Here is a 16,994-nt window from a genome sequence, read left to right as displayed (position 1 = left end):
AGGTCACGGGTGGCGGCAGACAGGCAAGCCACCCATAACGGAAAAAGGCCGGTGGCTCCAGCCACCAGCCATCAGCCTTACGCAACGCGCGCAGGCCGTAGACGCAAGATCGTCGCTTACTTGAGCTCGACTTTCGCGCCAGCTTCTTCCAGGGCCTTCTTGGCAGCCTCGGCCTCTTCCTTGGAGATGCCTTCCTTGACCACGCCCGGAGCGCCGTCGACAACAGCCTTGGCTTCCTTCAGACCCAGACCGGTCAGCTCGCGAACGACCTTGATCACGTTCACTTTCTTTTCGCCAGCCTCGGTCAGAATGACGTTGAACTCGGTCTGCTCTTCAGCAACCGGGGCAGCGGCAGCCGGGCCGGCAGCCACGGCAGCGGCAGCAGTCACGCCGAACTTCTCTTCCATCGCCTTGATCAGCTCGACGATCTGCATGACGGACATTTCGGAAACGGCGTTGATGATATCTTCGTTGGTCAGAGCCATGACTCTAATTCCTGTTAGGGATAGACGGCCTTTTCACGGCCATCAAAGTTAAATATGAGTTCGAAAGCAGCCGGATGCCGGTCAGGCAGCCGCACCCTCTTTCTGGTCGCGAATTGCCGCCAAGGTACGGGCCAGCTTGCTGGTAGCGCCCTGAATCACGCTCATCAGCTGTGCAACGGCTTCGTTGTAGGTCGGCAGGGTAGCCAGTACGTCGATCTGGTTGGCTGCGAGGAACTGCCCCTCGAATGCAGCGGCCTTGATCTCGAACTTGTCCTGACCCTTGGCAAACTCCTTGAAGATACGGGCTGCAGCACCCGGATGTTCGTTGGAGAAAGCGATCAGGGTCGGGCCCTTGAACGCGTCGTTCAGGATCTCGAACTGAGTGCCTGCGACGGCGCGGCGGGCCAGGGTGTTACGCACGACTCGCACGTACACACCAGCCTCGCGGGCCTCTTTACGGAGTCCGGTCATGGCGCCGACGGTCACGCCACGGGCATCGGCCACGACAGCGGACAGGGCAGCCTTGGCAGCCTCGTTGACTTCAGCGACGATGGCCTTCTTGTCTTCGAGTTTGATTGCCACGGGTTTACTCCTGGATGTTACCGTTTCGCCCAGCAGAGCCGGACGCGCTTTGGTGTCTGATTCGGTACGAATCGGGAGCACCATCTGCGTAGGCTGAGGGTTTAAGGCTTGCGCCGCCTACGGTCTTGGATAGCCCCCGCCAGGCAGGGACCCCAATAGTTGGCGTGACGGAACAGTCCGCCACGCTCAATGCTTAGGCTTCCAGGGAAGCCTGATCGATGACCAGCCCCGGCCCCATGGTCGTGCTGAGGGTCACACGCTTGACGTAGACGCCCTTGGAGGTGGACGGCTTCAGGCGCTTCAGGTCGCTCAGCAGGGCTTCGACGTTCTGCTTCAGCTTGATCGGCTCGAAATCGACCTTGCCCACCGAAGCGTGGATGATGCCGTTCTTGTCGGTGCGGAAACGCACCTGACCAGCCTTGGCGTTTTTCACGGCCGTAGCTACGTCGGGGGTCACGGTACCCACCTTCGGGTTCGGCATCAGACCACGCGGGCCGAGGATCTGGCCCAACTGACCAACGACACGCATTGCATCCGGGGAGGCAATGACCACGTCATAGCTCAGATCGCCGCCCTTCATCTCGGCAGCCAACTCGTCCATGCCTACCTTGTCGGCACCAGCGGCCAAGGCTGCTTCGGCAGCAGGGCCCTGGGTAAACACGGCAACGCGCACGCTCTTGCCGGTGCCGTTCGGCAGCACGGTGGCGCCACGCACAACCTGGTCGGATTTACGCGGATCCACACCAAGATTGATGGCGATGTCTACAGATTCTTTGAATTTGATGGTGGAGAGATCTGCCAGCAGAGCGGCAGCTTCTTCGAAGCCGTACTGCTTGCCTGCCTCTACCTTTGCAGCGATCGCCTTCTGGCGCTTGGTCAGCTTAGCCATTTAAACACCCTCCACGTTCAGGCCCATGCTGCGCGCGGAACCAGCGATGGTACGCACAGCAGCCTCCAGGTCAGCGGCCGTCAGATCGGCCTGCTTGGCCTTGGCGATCTCTTCCAGCTGAGCACGGTTCACGGTACCGACTTTCTGGGTGTTCGGGCGAGCAGAACCACTGGAGATACCGGCCGCCTTTTTCAGCAAGACGGATGCCGGGGTGCTCTTGGTTTCAAAGGTAAAGCTGCGGTCACTATAGACGGTGATGATCACCGGAGTCGGCAGACCCAGTTCCATGCCTTGGGTCTTGGCGTTGAACGCCTTGCAGAACTCCATGATATTCACACCATGCTGACCCAGAGCCGGACCGACCGGCGGCGACGGGTTGGCCTGGCCGGCCTTCACTTGCAGCTTGATATAAGCCTGAATCTTCTTAGCCATGCAAAACTCCAGTTATGGGTTCAAACGCCCGAAGGCTCCCCTATTGCTTTCGCGATTGCCCTAGTGACGACAAAACCCCGCAGCCTGCGACTGCGGGGTATGGGGCGAGTTCTTCAGCTACGCCTTTTCGACTTGACTGAACTCCAGCTCCACTGGCGTGGAGCGACCGAAGATGAGCACCGCTACCTGGATGCGACTCTTCTCGTAATTGACCTCTTCCACGACCCCATTGAAATCTGCAAAAGGGCCGTCGATGACACGCACCACCTCACCCGGCTCGAACAAGGTCTTCGGCTTTGGCCGATCACCGCTGTCAGCCACTCGACGAAGAATAGCCTCAGCTTCCTTGTCGGTAATGGGGGCAGGCTTGTCGGCAGTACCGCCAATAAAACCCATGACACGAGGCGTGTCCTTGATCAGGTGCCACGTCGCCTCGTTCATCTCCATCTGGACCAGCACGTAACCTGGAAAGAACTTCCGCTCGCTTTTCCGCTTCTGGCCGTTCCGCATTTCCACCACCTCTTCGGTGGGAACCAGAATCTCGCCGAACTGATCTTCCATCCCAGCAAGCTTGACCCGTTCGATCAGCGAGCGCATGACATGCTTTTCGTAGCCCGAATAGGCATGAACGACGTACCAACGCTTAGCCACGAATGCACCCTTAACCAACGATCATGGAGACCAGCCAACCAAGCAGGGAATCAAGCCCCCACAGCAGTAGCGCCATCACCAGAACTACAGCCACCACGATCAACGTGGTCTGCGTAGTCTCTTGACGGGTCGGCCAGACAACCTTGCGAATTTCGGCACGCGCTTCTTTCGCCAGAGAGAAAAAAGCCTGCCCCTTACTGGTCTTGAGCGCAACGAAGGCCGCCACAACCCCCAGAACCAGCAATGCGATAACGCGATACAGGATGGACTCTTCGGAGTATAGCTGATTACCAACTACACCCACTGCGACCAAGACCACCACCACGAGCCACTTCACCAAATCAAAGCGAGACTCTTTAGCTTCAGCCTTGGCATTCATCCGAGAGACCCCATAAGAAATGCCAGAAATCCTGTGAAATCTGGCAGGCCAGGAGGGAATCGAACCCCCAACCTGCGGTTTTGGAGACCGCCGCTCTGCCAATTGAGCTACTGGCCTAAAACTTTGACAAGGCTGACTATCTTGTCAGCCCCAGAAGAAAAGATCAACGATTTATTCAATGACCTTGGCAACCACACCGGCGCCAACGGTACGACCGCCTTCGCGAATTGCGAAGCGCAGACCGTCTTCCATGGCGATCGGAGCGATCAGGGTGACGACCATCTTGATGTTGTCACCCGGCATCACCATCTCGACGCCTTCCGGCAGCTCGACGTTACCGGTCACGTCGGTGGTGCGGAAGTAGAACTGCGGACGGTAGCCCTTGAAGAACGGAGTGTGACGACCACCCTCTTCCTTGGACAGCACGTACACTTCGGCTTCGAACTTGGTGTGCGGCTTGATGGTGCCCGGCTTGGCCAGAACCTGGCCGCGCTCCACGTCTTCACGCTTGGTGCCGCGCAGCAGGGCGCCGATGTTTTCGCCGGCACGACCTTCATCGAGCAGCTTGCGGAACATTTCCACGCCGGTGCAGGTGGTCTTGGTGGTCGGACGGATACCGACGATCTCCACCTCCTCACCCACCTTGACGATGCCACGCTCAACACGACCGGTCACCACGGTGCCGCGACCGGAGATCGAGAACACGTCTTCGATCGGCATCAGGAACGGCTGATCGATGGCACGCACCGGCTCCGGAATGTAGGAGTCGAGGGTTTCCACCAGCTTGCGCACGGCGGAAACGCCGATGCCGTTGTCATCCTTGCCTTCCAGGGCCATCAGGGCAGAGCCGGTGATGATCGGAGTGTCGTCGCCCGGGAAGTCGTAGGTGGACAGCAGATCGCGCACTTCCATCTCGACCAGCTCCAGGAGCTCGGCGTCGTCGACCATGTCGGCCTTGTTCAGGAACACGACGATGTAGGGAACGCCCACCTGACGGGACAGCAGGATGTGCTCGCGGGTTTGCGGCATGGGGCCGTCGGCAGCCGAGCAGACCAGGATAGCGCCGTCCATCTGGGCAGCACCGGTGATCATGTTCTTCACGTAGTCGGCGTGACCGGGGCAATCGACGTGCGCGTAGTGACGGGTTGCGGAATCGTATTCAACGTGGGAAGTGTTGATGGTGATACCGCGCGCCTTTTCTTCCGGAGCATTGTCGATCTGGTCGAAGGCACGAGCGGAGCCACCCCAAGTCTCGGAGCAGACCTTGGTCAGGGCGGCCGTCAGAGTGGTCTTGCCATGGTCCACGTGACCGATGGTGCCGACGTTGACGTGCGGCTTGTTACGTTCGAACTTTTCTTTAGCCACCGAGGCCACCCCGCGATAATCACACCACCAAAACAAAGGCAGATATTTTCATATCTGCCTTTTAATATTTTGGAGCTCATGAGCGGATTTGAACCGCTGACCTCACCCTTACCAAGGGTGTGCTCTACCAGCTGAGCTACATGAGCGGAAACCAAGCAAAAACCAAACATGGAGCGGGTAGCGGGAATCGAACCCGCATCATCAGCTTGGAAGGCTGAGGTTCTACCACTGAACTATACCCGCACAGCCATCAGGCTAATGCTAAAAATCTGGTGGAGGGGGAAGGATTCGAACCTTCGAAGTCTATGACGTCAGATTTACAGTCTGATCCCTTTGGCCACTCGGGAACCCCTCCAAAACATGGCCGCATTATTGCTTGCCGCCAAGATGCTGTCAAGAGTTTTTTCTTTAAAAACTTGAGCTTAGCTCACTTGACCGCTACTTTCCTGAGCGCCGCCTGTATCGGCCGCCGCCTGAAAGCGGGCGCAATTCTATTCAAGCTGCCCAGGACTTGCAACCCCCTCACACTCTTTTTGTTGATGCTGCAGCCCTGGAAAGGATCGAGCAAGGATCCCCATTAGCCTCTCATCAAACAGTCGGGCACCCTCGGGCGCCACCTTTACCCAATAATCATGCCGTACCCGCGACAGCTCACGCACCATAGGCTCATAGCCAGCATCCCTGAAGTGCTGCATTGCAGCCTTGGCGGGCTCAGCGCGAGAAAAAACCCCCAGCGAGATGCCATTGACCAGATCGCCCTGAGTAATGACGTAGCTGTCTATTTTTTTTGCCTGCAGCTCTCTTAACTGATGCAAGGATGCTTGCCGAGAGGCCAGCGGCGGCAAGTACACCCAGTAGTCCGTTGCCACAATACGCTCGACCCGCTCCACACTGGAGGCGACGTCGAGGCTTAGCAGCCGCTGCACAACCTGGCGCCCCCTTTCCTCAGACTGAAATCCCCCCAGAAATAAGCACACCTCCTTTCTGGGCTCCCCTGCCTTCGCTCGCGTAGCGACCCTCGACTCACTGACAAGCTGAATTCCTGAGTTCACATCAAGAGACGGCGAAGCGGGATTCTCATGCGCCCCCCGAGTGCTGAATCGCTCACTCCAGACCCAATAAAAGAGGTTCAACACCAGCAGCAAGAGGAAAAGCCAGCGCATGCATGACCTCAGGAAGAAATGGGACAAGCAATGGCAAGCCCGATGAAAATCAAATCCGGCACCACTCTTACACGAGGCAAAACATCCGCGACCACGGAGGCATCTCCGCCCGTCAGAAAGACTTCATAATCATCGCCCCAATACGCCATTGCCAACTCCAACTGGGAACGCACGAACCCCTTCAACATCAAGGCACATCCACGCTCAACCGCCTCAGCTGTAGAGCGCCCCGGAGCAAGCGGCTCAGCCATGAATTGATTAGAAGCAACGGCATCGTAATGAATGCGCCGGGTATGCGTGCGCAACTGACTACGCAACAGCGGCAGCCCGGGACAAATAAACCCTCCCTTATGGTCGCCATTGGCAGCAACAAAATCAGCCGTGACTGCAGTACCCAGATCCAGCACCAGGCAGGCACCCGCCGAAAGATGATAGGCAGCAATAACAGCCATCCACCTATCAAGCCCCAGGCTTTCATAATTTACATATCCGTTACGCACCCCCGCCAAGCAAGATGCCGGCCGAGCAGTCAACACACGGAGTCCAAACTTTTGAGCAAGACACTGCTCAAGACAAGCAGTCTCCTCATCACTACGCACACTGACCATGCGGCAATGATAAAGCTCATGGGATACTCGCGCCCCCTCCAGAGCACGGGCCAGTTCCTCAGTCGATCCAACCACTCCACTCAGGAGCACTTGAGAGGCCGCATCAATGATTCGCCACTTTATAAAACTGTTGCCACAGTCAAGCTCGATGATCATCACACAACCTCAAGCTAATCTCGCCACCACTGTACCGCTGCTCCACCCCATTGACGCTCAGGCGTAGAGCGCCCACATGATCAACCCCCAAGACCAAGCCCTCGATCCGCTGCGTACCCGCAATCAACACCACCTCGCGCCCCTGCCATAAGTGGCTCGATTCCCACTCCTCTTGAAACGCAGCAAAGCCCAACTCCGCGTGACGCGCCAAATACCCGTGCAAGTGCCGACTCAACGCGCAGACCAAATCATTTCTGTCAATCAGATGCTGGAGCTCCAACCTCATCGAGGTCCAAGGCTGCTCAATACCGCTCTCACTTTCCATATTGACATTGACACCAACACCCACAACAACATCACATACGTCCGCAGGATCACCAGTCAACTCCAAGAGGACTCCTGCGATCTTTTTCCCTTGCACCAAAATATCATTCGGCCATTTCAGTCCAGCCTCGCCAAGGCCCGATGCTCGCAGCGCCTGCATCACCGCCAACCCAACCACGAGGCTTAACCCCTCTAACTGACGAGCTCCCTTTTGAACTCGAATTACCAAACTAAAATAAACATTTACCCCAAATGGGCTTTGCCAAACACGACCGCGCCTCCCCCGCCCGGCCGTCTGTCTTTCGGCCAGAACCAGAAAAGGAGGCTCAACCCCCGCCGTTAAAAGTCTAGCCGCTTCAGTATTGGTTGAATCCAGGGTTTCATAAATATAAAAAGGCCAAATATCAGACAAGCCCCTTTCACGCAGCGTCAGATCGGCCAATAAAGCCAGTGGATTAGTTAGTTTATAACCACGCCCCCGCACCCGACTCAACCGAACCCCAAACTCAGCCTCCAAGCGCCGCATCTGTTTCCAGACGGCACTTCGACTAATACATAATGCATCTCCAATTTCCTGCCCTGAATGGAAACGACCATCTTGAAGGAGCTTTAACAAAGTCAGCATTTGGGGCTCTACCTCAATATGACACCGGCATCATAGCGGGACACCTCTAAAAACCCAACAACCTGAACCGCATCCGATTATCCGGATGCTCCAACTTTTGAGAGAAAGGAGCCACGAAGACATCGGGCAAAATTGCGGATGCAGAAACTGAGTGCAACACGGCTACTGAATTGAAGCAGGCACATCATGCTGCATTGCCATGACTTCCGTCATCATTTCGATCGGGCATTTGAAATCGAAACCTTTACGCATCCGGAAGCTCAGCAGGCAGGCAAGCGCATCCAGTTGCCCCTGACCGTGGATCGACATCCGCCACCGGTAATCGTCATCCAAGGCAATAGGGATGATGTAGCGCGATTGCCCTGACGAGGCCGCATACCGGCCTCCCACCCCACTCCCCCCGATGTCTACAATGACCCGCCCCCACCACCAGGCCGCCCCCATGCCCTCGACCTCCCTCAGCCAGTCCCTCCGCCAGCTCTGGGCCCACCACGTTTTCAGCTACAGCCTGCGGGTGTTCATCGCCCTCACCGGCAGCATGGCGTTGTGCTGGTTTCTAGATCGCATGGACCTGCTCATCCCCCTGTTCCTCGGCATCATCGCCAGCGCCCTGGCGGAAACCGACGACAGCTGGGAGGGCCGGCTGCAGGCGCTGCTGGTCACCCTCGCCTGTTTCGCCGCGGCGGCCTTCGCCGTGGAGCTGCTGTTCCCCCATCCCTGGTGGTTCGCCGCCGCCCTGGCGCTGTCCAGCTTCGGCCTGACCATGCTCGGGGCGCTGGGCGAGCGTTATGCCACCATCGCCTCGGGCACGCTGATCCTGGCGATCTACACCATGATCGGCATCGACCAGCGCGGCGGGCCGCCGCTCGACCTTTGGCGCGAGCCGCTGGTGCTGGTCGCCGGCGCCGCCTGGTACGGCGGGCTCTCGGTGATCTGGCAGGCGCTGTTCAGCCACCAGCCGATCCAGCAGAGCCTGGCCCGGGTGTTCCGCGAGCTGGGCGAATACCTGAAGCTCAAGGCGTCGCTGTTCGAGCCGGTGCGCCATCTCGACGTGGAGAAGCGCCGCCTGGCCCTGGCGCAGCAGAACAGCCGGGTGGTGGCGGCGCTGAACGCAACCAAGGAGATCATCCTGCACCGGGTCGACAACGGCCGACCGACGCCGCAGGTGAACCGCTACCTGAAGCTGTACTTTCTCGCCCAGGACCTCCACGAGCGCGCCAGCTCCTCGCACTATCCCTACAACGCACTGGCCGAGGCCTTCTTCCACAGCGACGTGCTGTTCCGCTGCCGCCTGGTGATACGCCAGCAGGGCAAGTCCTGCCTGGCCCTGGCGCGGGCCATCGAGCTGCGCCAGCCGTTCGACTGTTTCGACCAGAGCCAAGCCCTCGAAGACCTGCAGACCTCGCTGGCGCACCTGCGCCTGCAGAGCAATCCAGCCTGGCGCCACCTGCTGCGCTCGCTCGGCGCGCTGGCCGACAACCTCGCCCACCTCGATCGCCTGCTGCACGACGCGCGCAACCCCGACGCCCTGGCCGAGGCCCAGGACAGCAGCCTGCTCGACCGCGAGCCGCAGTCGCTCGGCGAGGCCCTGAGTCGCCTGCGCCAACAGCTGACGCCGGCATCGCGGCCGTTCCGCCACGCCCTGCGCCTGGCCGCGGCGCTCTCCGCCGGCTACGCCCTGCTGCACCTGATCCACCCGACCCAAGGCTACTGGATCCTGCTGACCACCCTGTTCGTCTGCCAGCCCAACTTCGGCGCCACCCGCCGCCGTGTCCGTCAGCGCATCGCCGGCACCATGCTCGGTCTGCTGGCCGGCTGGGCGCTGTTCGAGCTCTTCCCCAGCCTGCTGGTGCAGTCGCTGTTCGCCGTGCTCGCCGGGGTGGTGTTCTTCGCCACCCGGGCCAGCCACTACACCCTGGCCACCGCGGCGATCACCCTGCTGGTGCTGTCCTGCTTCAACCAGGTCGGCGACAGCTACGGGCTGATCTGGCCGCGGCTGGTCGACACCCTGCTTGGCAGTCTGATCGCCGGCCTCGCAGTGTTCCTGATCCTCCCCGACTGGCAGGACCGCCAGTTGAACCGGGTGCTCGCCAACACCCTGGCCTGCAACGCCCGCTACCTGCGCCAGTTGATGCAGCAGTACCGCAGCGGCAAGCGCGACGACCTGGCCTACCGCCTGGCCCGGCGCGACGCGCACAACGCCGATGCGGCGCTGTCCTCGACCCTCGCCGGGATGCTCATGGAGCCCGGCCAGTTCCGCCACGAGGCGGATGTCGGCTTCCGCTTCCTGGTCCTCTCCCACACCCTGCTGGGCTACCTCTCGGCGCTCGGCGCGCACCGCGAGCAACTGCCGGAGGCCGAGTGCCGCCCGCTGCTCGACGAGGCCGCCGGACGCCTGGCCGACAGCCTTGAGGAAATCGCCCGGGCGCTCGCCGGCAACCGCCCGCTGGCCGTCCGCAACGAGGCCGAGCAGGCGCTGGCGCAGCGCCTGGAACAGCTGCCCGAGGAGCAGGACGACCGCCTGCGCCTGGTGCAGAGCCAGCTGGCGCTGATCGCCGGCCAGCTGGCGCCGCTGCGCAGCCTCGCCGTCCCCCTGCAGCAGAGTCCGGCGCACTGATCGCCGGCGGCCGGGCACTTTCCCGGCCTTTCGCCTTCCCCGGTACGCTCGGCTATACCTGTTGCTGTTCCCTCGAAACATCCATCGCTGGGAGAACTTCATGAGCAGAACAACAGTAACAGCAGGCCTGGCGATTCCCTTCGCCCTGGTCCTGAACCTGGCCGGCAGCGCCCAGGCCGCACCGGAGGAGAAGCCGAGCAGCTATTCGCCGGTGGCGATCACAGAAGATTTCGAGTCCACCAAGAACCGTCTCGCGGGCGAGAAAGCCGGCGTGGCGCAGACCCAACGCCGCCTGCTGGATGCGCGCTACGACCTCGCCGACAAGCCCGTCCAGGGCGTCACCATGAGCAGGGGCAAGCCGGTGCAGGGCGGCGTGCGGGTCAAGCTGTCCAGCGGCACCAATTGGGACGACCTGGGACGCATGAGTCCCGAGGACATCCGCGGCAAGCGTCTGTTTCCGGCCGGCTTCATGCCGCTGCCGCATCCCAAGCACGGCGAGGGCGGCATGGTTTTCCCGCAGTTCATGATCGACGAGATCAATAAGCAGGAGCAGCGCGACCTGACCCGCTTCGATCTGGACTTCGACCTGCCCGACCACTTCCTGCCCGAGTTCCCGGCGCCGATCTTTCTCACCACCCGCCCGGATCTGGGCGACGTGTCGCAAGGCAAGCAGGTGACCCTGTTCAACTTCCACGAGCTGTTCAACGGCATCCTCAATCCCAAGCAGCTCGAAGGCCTGCGCCTGTTGCTTACACCCTTCCCGCAGCAGCAGTTCAACGCCACCGAGGACCGCCGCAGCGAGCACCCGCACCGCGGCGTGGCCTGCCTGGACTGTCACGCTAATGGCCACACCAACGCCGCCACCCACCTGGTCGGCGACATCCGCCCGCAGGAGCTGCGCCATCGCATCGACACCCCGTCGCTGCGCGGGGTGAATATCCAGCGGCTGTTCGGCTCGCAGCGCGCACTGAAATCGGTGGAGGATTTCACCGAGTTCGAGCAGCGCGCCGCCTACTTCGACGGCGACCCGGTGATCGCCACCAAGAAGGGGGTGAACATTCTCGAGCGCGGCAGCCAGGTGCACTTCATGGGCGAGTTCCAGAACATCCTGGACTTCCCGCCGGCGCCCAAGCTGGGCGTCGAGGGCCGGCTGATCCGCGGCCAGGCCAGCGAGCAGGAGCTGCGCGGCGAGGCGCTGTTCTACGGCAAGGCCGCCTGCGCCGGCTGCCACGCGCCGCCCTACTTCACCGACAACTCGATGCACAACCTGAAGACCGAGCGCTTCTTCGAGCCGCAGAACATCAACGGCCGCCTGGCCAAGGCCGACGGGCCGATCAAGACCTTCCCGCTGCGCGGCATCAAGGACTCGCCGCCGTACCTGCACGACGGCCGCCTGCTGACCCTGGACGACACCGTGGAGTTCTTCAACCTGGTGCTGCAGCGCGGCCTGAGCGCGGAGGAAAAGGCCGACCTGGTGGCCTTCCTGCGCACGCTCTGAGGCACTCGACCGGGGGATGACGCCACGGCATCATCCCCCGGATGGCCCGCGCCGTCCTTCACCCTTCAGGCACAATGGCGTCCACACGGGCGCCAGCGCGCTCCGATCCCCCGTTTTCCCGACGCCTTCCGATGACCAAAACCCACCTGTTGCAGCTGATCCTCGCCCGCCTGGAGGACGACTTCGCCCTCGCCCGGCAGGCCGCGCAGACGGCCCACGAAGCGGCGACCCACGAAGAGAGTCTCGCCGAGAACAAGTACGACACCCGTGGGCTGGAGGCCGCCTATCTGGCGGCCGGCCAGTCACGCCGGGTAGAGGAAATCCGCCAGGCCCTGAGCCTCTACCAGAACCTGCAGCTGCGTCCCTTCGATGCCGAACGGGGTATCCAGCTGACCGCCCTGGTGCGCCTGGTCGATGGGCAGGGCGGGGAGCAGACGCTGTTTCTCGGCCCGGACGCCGCCGGCCTCAAGGTGCAGGCCGGCGACCGGCAGGTGATGGTCATCACCCCGCGCTCGCCGCTCGGCCAGCGCCTGCTCGGCCGGGGCGAAGGGGAAGAGATCGAGCTGGCGCTGGCCGGGGTGCGCCGGTGTTACGAGGTACTGGAGGTCGATTGAGGGGCCCGCACGCCTCAGCGGCCGAAGGCTTTCAGCACGCGCTTGACCAGCGTGACGCCGGCCAGCACCAGGCCGCCGGCGACGATGCCGACCACGGCGTTGGCCAGAGTCGGCAGCAGCGCCGAGAGGATGCTGCCGACGGTCGGCAAGCCGTTGGTGGTGGCCTCCAGACCATGCAGCCAGTGGGCGAGGAATGGCAGACCGTGCACCAGGATGCCGCCGCCGACCAGGAACATCGCCGCGGTGCCGACCACCGACAGGGCCTTCATCAGCCAGGGCGCAGCCGCCAGCAGGCCTTGGCCGAGACGGTTCAGCAGCGCGTCGGGCTGGCGCTCGAGGTAAAGCCCGAGGTCGTCCAGCTTGACGATGCCGGCGACCAGCCCGTAGACGCCGACGGTCACGATCAGCGAGATGCCCACCAGCACCGCGACCTGGGTGGTGAAGGCGGCCTGCGCCACGGTGCCGAGGCTGATCGCGATGATCTCGGCGGAAAGGATGAAGTCGGTGCGGATCGCGCCCTTGATCTTGTCCCGCTCGAAGGCGACCAGATCGATGTTGGGATCGACCAGCGCGGCGGTCAGCTCGGCGTGCTCGGCCTCGTCCTCGGCGGCGCTGTGGGTCAGCTTGTGCGCCAGCTTCTCGAAGCCCTCGTAACAGAGGAAGGCGCCGCCGAGCATCAACAGCGGAGTGATCAGCCAGGGCGCCAGGGCGCTGATCAGCAGCGCGGCGGGCACCAGGATCACCTTGTTCAGCAGCGAGCCCTTGGCCACCGCCCAGACCACCGGCAGCTCCCGCTCGGCCTGCACGCCGGCGACCTGCTGGGCATTGAGGGCGAGGTCGTCGCCGAGCACGCCGGCGGTCTTCTTCGCCGCGAGCTTGGTCATCACCGAGACGTCGTCGAGCAGGGTGGCGATATCGTCGATCAGGGTTAGCAGACTGCTACCAGCCATGGGGAACTCCTTGTTGGGGAAGAGCCAGGCGGGTTGGCGGACCTGGCGCGGGCCGCCAGTAAAGCAGGTCGGCAGGACACGGCAAAGATGGCCGGAGAAACTGCAGGAAATTTGTGCGCCCTGCCCAGACAAAGGCCCGGCAGGAGGCCGGGCCGGACAGGTGAATGCCCCGCGGGGACGGCGGGCGTCCCTCCGTATCAGGTCAAGGCGTAGGTGGGCAGACGCAGGCGACTCTGGCGTTGCAACATGGCGAGCATCGGCGCCTGGCCAGCCTCGATGGCCAGGTCGCGCTGGATCGAGCCGATCACCCCGTCGAGCTGCAGGCGGTTTCGCAGCTGGGCGAGGGACAGGGCGCGACGCAGCACCAGACGCTCCCCTTGCTGCAGGGTGAGCAGCAGGCTGCCGTCCGGACGCCGCTCGAGAAGGACCTCGCAGTCGGGAAAAGCGGCGACAAACGTTTCTACTATCTGCTTCATGAAGCTACTCCCTGATCGTGTGGTTCCGCGGCAAAGCTTGGGCAACTCTCATGCCAGCAGTAATTTCCTTTTTAATCAGTGAGTTGCAAATGAAGAACAGAAGAACGTCTTGCAAAGTGCAAGACCGCAGGCCAGCGCAGCGTGCATTTTGCCGGACGGGGAGAGGGACTCAGCGGCCCGCCAGGGTGTCCTGCCCGGGCAGCTCGCGCCAAGTCAGGTAGACGCGCAGGTCGAACTCCAGCTGGTGGTAGCCGGGCAGCATGTGCTCGCAGAGCTGGTAGAAGGCCTTGTTGTGGTCGAACTCGCGCAGGTGCGCCAGCTCATGCACCACGATCATCGCGAGGAACTCCGGCGCCGCCTCGCGAAACAGCGTGGCCACGCGGATCTCCTTCTTCGCCTTGAGCCGGCCGCCCTGCACCCGCGAGATCGCGGTGTGCAGGCCGAGGGCGTTGCGCAGCACGTCCCGCCTGCTGTCGTAGAGCACCTTGTCGATGCCCGGTGCATTGCGCAGGTACTGCTGCTTGAGGTCCATGGTGTAGGCGTACAGCGCCTTGTCGCTCTGTACGTCGTGGCGGCCGGGATAGCGCCTCTCCAGGTACCCGCCGAGGCGCTCCTCGGCGATCAGCCGGCGGACCTGGTCCTGCAGATGGACGGGATAGGCGGCGAGGTATTTCAGTACGGTCATCAAGTGGTTCTCTTCGAGTGCCGGGAAGGCATCGCCGGGAGCAGCAGTAAGGCTGCATCAGGACGGCTTGTCACGCCGCCTCCTCCTTTTTTACGCATATACACTTACAACAACTTACAAACAAAGCATTTGACCAAGATTTACTGGTTGAATAGGCTTGCAATCACTTAAAAACGCAGAACCACCTAGCATGATTGCCGTGACCCAGGAAGAACGCCTCGATGTCATCGCCGGACTGCTGGAACGGCAGCAGCGCATCACCCTGGACGAGATCTGCCAGCACTTCGGTATTTCCCGCGACTCGGCCCGGCGAGACCTGATCAAGCTGACCGAGCAGCCCCGCTTTCAGCGTATTCGCGGCGGCGCACGCTTGTTCGAGCCGGCCCCGGAGCCGCTGCCCTTTCTGCAGCGTCCGCGCAACGAGATCAAAACGGCGCTCGCCCGGCGAACCCTGGAGGTGCTGCGGCCCGGCGCCAGCCTGTACCTGGACGGTGGCAGCACGCTGCTGGAACTGGCCCGACTGCTGGCTGCACAGTCCCGGCCCTTCAGCTTGGTCAGCGCCGCGCTGGATGCGCTGCAGGTGCTGAGCCAGAACCCGGCGCTCAGCCTCCATGGCTTGGGCGGGGAGTTTGATCCGCTGCAGCGCATGATGCTGGGAACGGAAACCGAACGGCAGTTGGGACAGTTCCGGCTGCAACACGCCGTCATGGGGATCTGCGCCCTGAACGAGCACGGACTGAGCGCCCCGACGGCCGCCGAAGCCGCGCTGAAACGCCGGGCGATCGCCCAGTCCGAACATCTGATCGCAGTCGGCAGCGCCGACAAGTTCGCTCAGCAGCAGTTGCACCAGGTCTGCGACCTGGCACGGCTGGACCTGCTGATCTGCGATGCCTTGCCCGCCGGGCCGTTGCGTCAGGCACTCGCCGACCTCGAAACCCCGATCGTCACCCTGGAGGCTTCCGTTGATTAAGACTGCTGTTATCGGCTACGGGCTCTCGGCCCGAACCTTCCACCTGCCCTTCATTCGCAACCAGGCGGAACTGCAACTGGTGGCCATCAGCAGCAGCCAGGAACAGCTGCGCCAGGATCATCCGCAGCTGCAGCATTACCCGGATGGCAGCGAGCTGATCGCCCACAGCGACGCCGAGCTGGTGGTCATCACCTCGCCGAACCACTGTCATTTTTCCCTGGCCCGGCAGGCCTTGCTGGCCGGCAAGGATGTGCTGGTGGAGAAGCCCTTCGTGGTGACGGCGGAGGAAGGCAAAGAGTTGCTGGCCCTGGCCGCACGCCAGCAGCGGGTTCTGGCGGTCTATCACAACCGCCGCTTCGATGGCGACTTCCTGACCCTGCAACAGCTGTTGCGCACGGGAGAGCTGGGGGAGATCCGCTATTTCGAATCCCACTTCGACCGCTTCCGCCCGATCCCGAGGGCCCGCTGGCGCGAGCAGGCCGTCCCGGGTGGCGGCATTCTCTATGACCTCGGCCCCCACCTGATCGATCAGGCGCTGGTGCTGTTCGGCCTGCCCGAGGCCATCAGCGCCCGCTGCCGCGAATTGCGCGCCGGCGCCGAGGCCACCGACCACTTCCACCTGCAACTGCATTATCCGGACAAGGAGGTGGTGCTGCATTCGAGCCCATTCTGCGCCGCCCCCACCCTGCGCTTCGTGCTGCAGGGCACCCAAGGCAGCTACCACAAGTCCGGGCTCGATCCCCAGGAGGATGCGCTGCGCGCCGGCGCGCTGCCGGGCGGCCCGGACTGGGGGCTGGAACCGGCGAGCCAGCATGGCAGCATCCATACCGAACACGAGAGCCGGACGCTGCCGACCCTGGCCGGCAATTACCAACTGTTCTACCAGCAACTGGCGCAGGCCCTGCAGCGGCGCTTGCCACCGCCGGTCACTCCTGCGGACGCCCTGCAGGGCATCCGCCTGATCGAGCTGGCCTACCGCAGCCATCAACAGGGCCGTACCCTGGAGATGAGCCGATGACCCCGTCCGAACTGCTGGCGCAGGAAGCGCAGTTGCAACTGCCCGCCTTCGACCTGGACGCGGCCTGGCAACTGGGCCAGCAGCTGCATCGGCTCGCGACCGCCGTCCAGGCCCCGGCCGTGCTGGAGATCCACGCCTACGGCCGGGTCGCCTTCAGCGCCGCCCTGCCGGGTTCCAGTGCCGACAACGATGACTGGGTCCGGCGCAAACGCAACACGGTGCTGCGCTTCGGGCACAGCTCGATGTACCTGGGGGAGTACAACCGCAGCAAAGGGCGGGAATTCGAAACCCAGCCCCATATCGACGCGCGGAAATATGCGGCCCACGGCGGCAGCTTCCCGTTGCGCCTGAGCAACGGGGAACTGATCGGCGCCCTGACCCTATCGGGCCTGCCGCAGTGGGACGATCACCGGCTGGTGGTGGAGGCGCTGCAGGCCTGGCTGGCGGCGGAGCGGGCCTGATCCGGAAAGCTCGCAGAGCGCTCGTGCAGGGCATCGGGCACCGGAT

The 16,994-nt window shown here is 62.5% G+C and carries 19 protein-coding genes, 4 tRNA genes and 1 pseudogene; 6 read left to right on the top strand and 18 right to left on the bottom strand.

The window, feature by feature from the left end:
- Nucleotides 1–116: 116 nt before the first annotated feature.
- The 15 genes and pseudogenes from rplL to EV691_RS23725 all read right to left on the bottom strand — a co-directional run.
- Complete coding sequence (gene rplL, locus EV691_RS02550; protein WP_089169351.1) at nucleotides 117–485, bottom strand: 50S ribosomal protein L7/L12; 369 nt, start codon at nucleotides 483–485, stop codon at nucleotides 117–119.
- A gap of 81 nt (nucleotides 486–566) precedes the next feature.
- Nucleotides 567–1,067: a 50S ribosomal protein L10 gene (rplJ, locus tag EV691_RS02545; protein WP_012699294.1), complete on the bottom strand. Its 501-nt coding sequence runs from the start codon at nucleotides 1,065–1,067 to the stop codon at nucleotides 567–569.
- Nucleotides 1,068–1,260: 193 nt separating this feature from the next.
- Nucleotides 1,261–1,956 (bottom strand): 50S ribosomal protein L1, encoded by a 696-nt coding sequence (gene rplA / locus EV691_RS02540; RefSeq protein ID WP_089169352.1) that lies wholly within the window; start codon nucleotides 1,954–1,956, stop codon nucleotides 1,261–1,263.
- Nucleotides 1,957–2,388: a 50S ribosomal protein L11 gene (gene rplK / locus EV691_RS02535; protein WP_131298959.1), complete on the bottom strand. Its 432-nt coding sequence runs from the start codon at nucleotides 2,386–2,388 to the stop codon at nucleotides 1,957–1,959.
- Nucleotides 2,389–2,505: 117 nt separating this feature from the next.
- Nucleotides 2,506–3,039 carry a transcription termination/antitermination protein NusG gene (gene nusG / locus EV691_RS02530; RefSeq protein WP_039806181.1) on the bottom strand — a complete coding sequence of 178 codons (534 nt, stop codon included), beginning with the start codon at nucleotides 3,037–3,039 and terminating at the stop codon, nucleotides 2,506–2,508.
- 10 nt (nucleotides 3,040–3,049) lie between these two features.
- Nucleotides 3,050–3,418, bottom strand: coding sequence for a preprotein translocase subunit SecE (gene secE / locus EV691_RS02525; protein WP_039806182.1), 369 nt, complete (start codon nucleotides 3,416–3,418; stop codon nucleotides 3,050–3,052).
- 41 nt (nucleotides 3,419–3,459) lie between these two features.
- Nucleotides 3,460–3,535: transfer RNA gene (locus tag EV691_RS02520), tRNA-Trp, on the bottom strand.
- A 54-nt stretch (nucleotides 3,536–3,589) separates the two neighbouring features.
- Complete coding sequence (gene tuf / locus EV691_RS02515; RefSeq protein ID WP_089169348.1) at nucleotides 3,590–4,783, bottom strand: elongation factor Tu; 1,194 nt, start codon at nucleotides 4,781–4,783, stop codon at nucleotides 3,590–3,592.
- Nucleotides 4,784–4,853: 70 nt separating this feature from the next.
- A tRNA-Thr gene (locus tag EV691_RS02510) sits at nucleotides 4,854–4,929 on the bottom strand.
- Nucleotides 4,930–4,952: 23 nt separating this feature from the next.
- A tRNA-Gly gene (locus EV691_RS02505) sits at nucleotides 4,953–5,026 on the bottom strand.
- Nucleotides 5,027–5,053: 27 nt separating this feature from the next.
- Nucleotides 5,054–5,138 (bottom strand) — tRNA-Tyr (locus tag EV691_RS02500).
- 136 nt (nucleotides 5,139–5,274) lie between these two features.
- A complete protein-coding gene (locus tag EV691_RS23565; RefSeq protein WP_207390217.1) occupies nucleotides 5,275–5,946 on the bottom strand; it encodes an SPOR domain-containing protein in 672 nt (223 codons plus the stop codon).
- An 8-nt stretch (nucleotides 5,947–5,954) separates the two neighbouring features.
- Nucleotides 5,955–6,710, bottom strand: a complete 756-nt coding sequence (locus EV691_RS02490) for a pantothenate kinase (protein ID WP_131298960.1) — start codon at nucleotides 6,708–6,710, stop codon at nucleotides 5,955–5,957.
- Nucleotides 6,694–7,659, bottom strand: a complete 966-nt coding sequence (gene birA / locus EV691_RS02485) for a bifunctional biotin--[acetyl-CoA-carboxylase] ligase/biotin operon repressor BirA (protein ID WP_131298961.1) — start codon at nucleotides 7,657–7,659, stop codon at nucleotides 6,694–6,696. Before birA ends, EV691_RS02490 begins: the two co-directional genes overlap by 17 nt.
- A gap of 162 nt (nucleotides 7,660–7,821) precedes the next feature.
- Nucleotides 7,822–7,968: pseudogene (locus EV691_RS23725) on the bottom strand (IS30 family transposase); the annotation flags it as partial.
- Between the two features lie 133 nt (nucleotides 7,969–8,101).
- Here EV691_RS23725 and yccS point away from each other — a divergent pair.
- The 3 genes from yccS (at nucleotide 8,102) to EV691_RS02470 (ending at nucleotide 12,388) form a co-directional block, all read left to right on the top strand.
- A complete protein-coding gene (gene yccS / locus EV691_RS02480) occupies nucleotides 8,102–10,276 on the top strand; it encodes a YccS family putative transporter (RefSeq protein ID WP_131298962.1) in 2,175 nt (724 codons plus the stop codon).
- 100 nt (nucleotides 10,277–10,376) lie between these two features.
- The gene (locus tag EV691_RS02475; protein ID WP_131298963.1) at nucleotides 10,377–11,774 is read left to right on the top strand and encodes a cytochrome B6; all 1,398 of its coding nucleotides are present in this window, start codon (nucleotides 10,377–10,379) and stop codon (nucleotides 11,772–11,774) included.
- A gap of 131 nt (nucleotides 11,775–11,905) precedes the next feature.
- Nucleotides 11,906–12,388, top strand: coding sequence for a GreA/GreB family elongation factor (locus EV691_RS02470; RefSeq protein WP_131255347.1), 483 nt, complete (start codon nucleotides 11,906–11,908; stop codon nucleotides 12,386–12,388).
- A gap of 14 nt (nucleotides 12,389–12,402) precedes the next feature.
- On the opposite strand, the gene EV691_RS02465 is transcribed toward EV691_RS02470, so the two are convergent.
- The 3 genes from EV691_RS02465 to EV691_RS02455 form a co-directional block, all read right to left on the bottom strand.
- Nucleotides 12,403–13,338, bottom strand: a complete 936-nt coding sequence (locus EV691_RS02465; RefSeq protein ID WP_131298964.1) for a DUF808 domain-containing protein — start codon at nucleotides 13,336–13,338, stop codon at nucleotides 12,403–12,405.
- A 197-nt stretch (nucleotides 13,339–13,535) separates the two neighbouring features.
- Nucleotides 13,536–13,814 (bottom strand): DUF3509 domain-containing protein, encoded by a 279-nt coding sequence (locus EV691_RS02460; RefSeq protein ID WP_131255346.1) that lies wholly within the window; start codon nucleotides 13,812–13,814, stop codon nucleotides 13,536–13,538.
- A gap of 169 nt (nucleotides 13,815–13,983) precedes the next feature.
- Complete coding sequence (locus EV691_RS02455; protein WP_131298965.1) at nucleotides 13,984–14,499, bottom strand: YgjP-like metallopeptidase domain-containing protein; 516 nt, start codon at nucleotides 14,497–14,499, stop codon at nucleotides 13,984–13,986.
- Nucleotides 14,500–14,689: 190 nt separating this feature from the next.
- Here EV691_RS02455 and EV691_RS02450 point away from each other — a divergent pair, with 190 nt between their 5' ends.
- From EV691_RS02450 to EV691_RS02440, 3 genes are read left to right on the top strand one after another with little or no spacing between them, the layout of a single operon-like run.
- The gene (locus tag EV691_RS02450) at nucleotides 14,690–15,469 is read left to right on the top strand and encodes a DeoR/GlpR family DNA-binding transcription regulator (RefSeq protein WP_131298966.1); all 780 of its coding nucleotides are present in this window, start codon (nucleotides 14,690–14,692) and stop codon (nucleotides 15,467–15,469) included.
- Nucleotides 15,462–16,487: an oxidoreductase gene (locus EV691_RS02445; RefSeq protein WP_242672564.1), complete on the top strand. Its 1,026-nt coding sequence runs from the start codon at nucleotides 15,462–15,464 to the stop codon at nucleotides 16,485–16,487. The genes EV691_RS02450 and EV691_RS02445 overlap by 8 nt, the downstream gene beginning before the upstream one ends.
- Nucleotides 16,484–16,948, top strand: coding sequence for a heme-degrading domain-containing protein (locus tag EV691_RS02440; protein WP_131298968.1), 465 nt, complete (start codon nucleotides 16,484–16,486; stop codon nucleotides 16,946–16,948). The genes EV691_RS02445 and EV691_RS02440 overlap by 4 nt, the downstream gene beginning before the upstream one ends.
- Nucleotides 16,949–16,994 lie beyond the last annotated feature (46 nt).

Source organism: Azotobacter chroococcum, assembly GCF_004339665.1.
Taxonomy (GTDB): domain Bacteria; phylum Pseudomonadota; class Gammaproteobacteria; order Pseudomonadales; family Pseudomonadaceae; genus Azotobacter; species Azotobacter chroococcum.
This window is presented reverse-complemented; position numbering and strand designations above follow the sequence as displayed.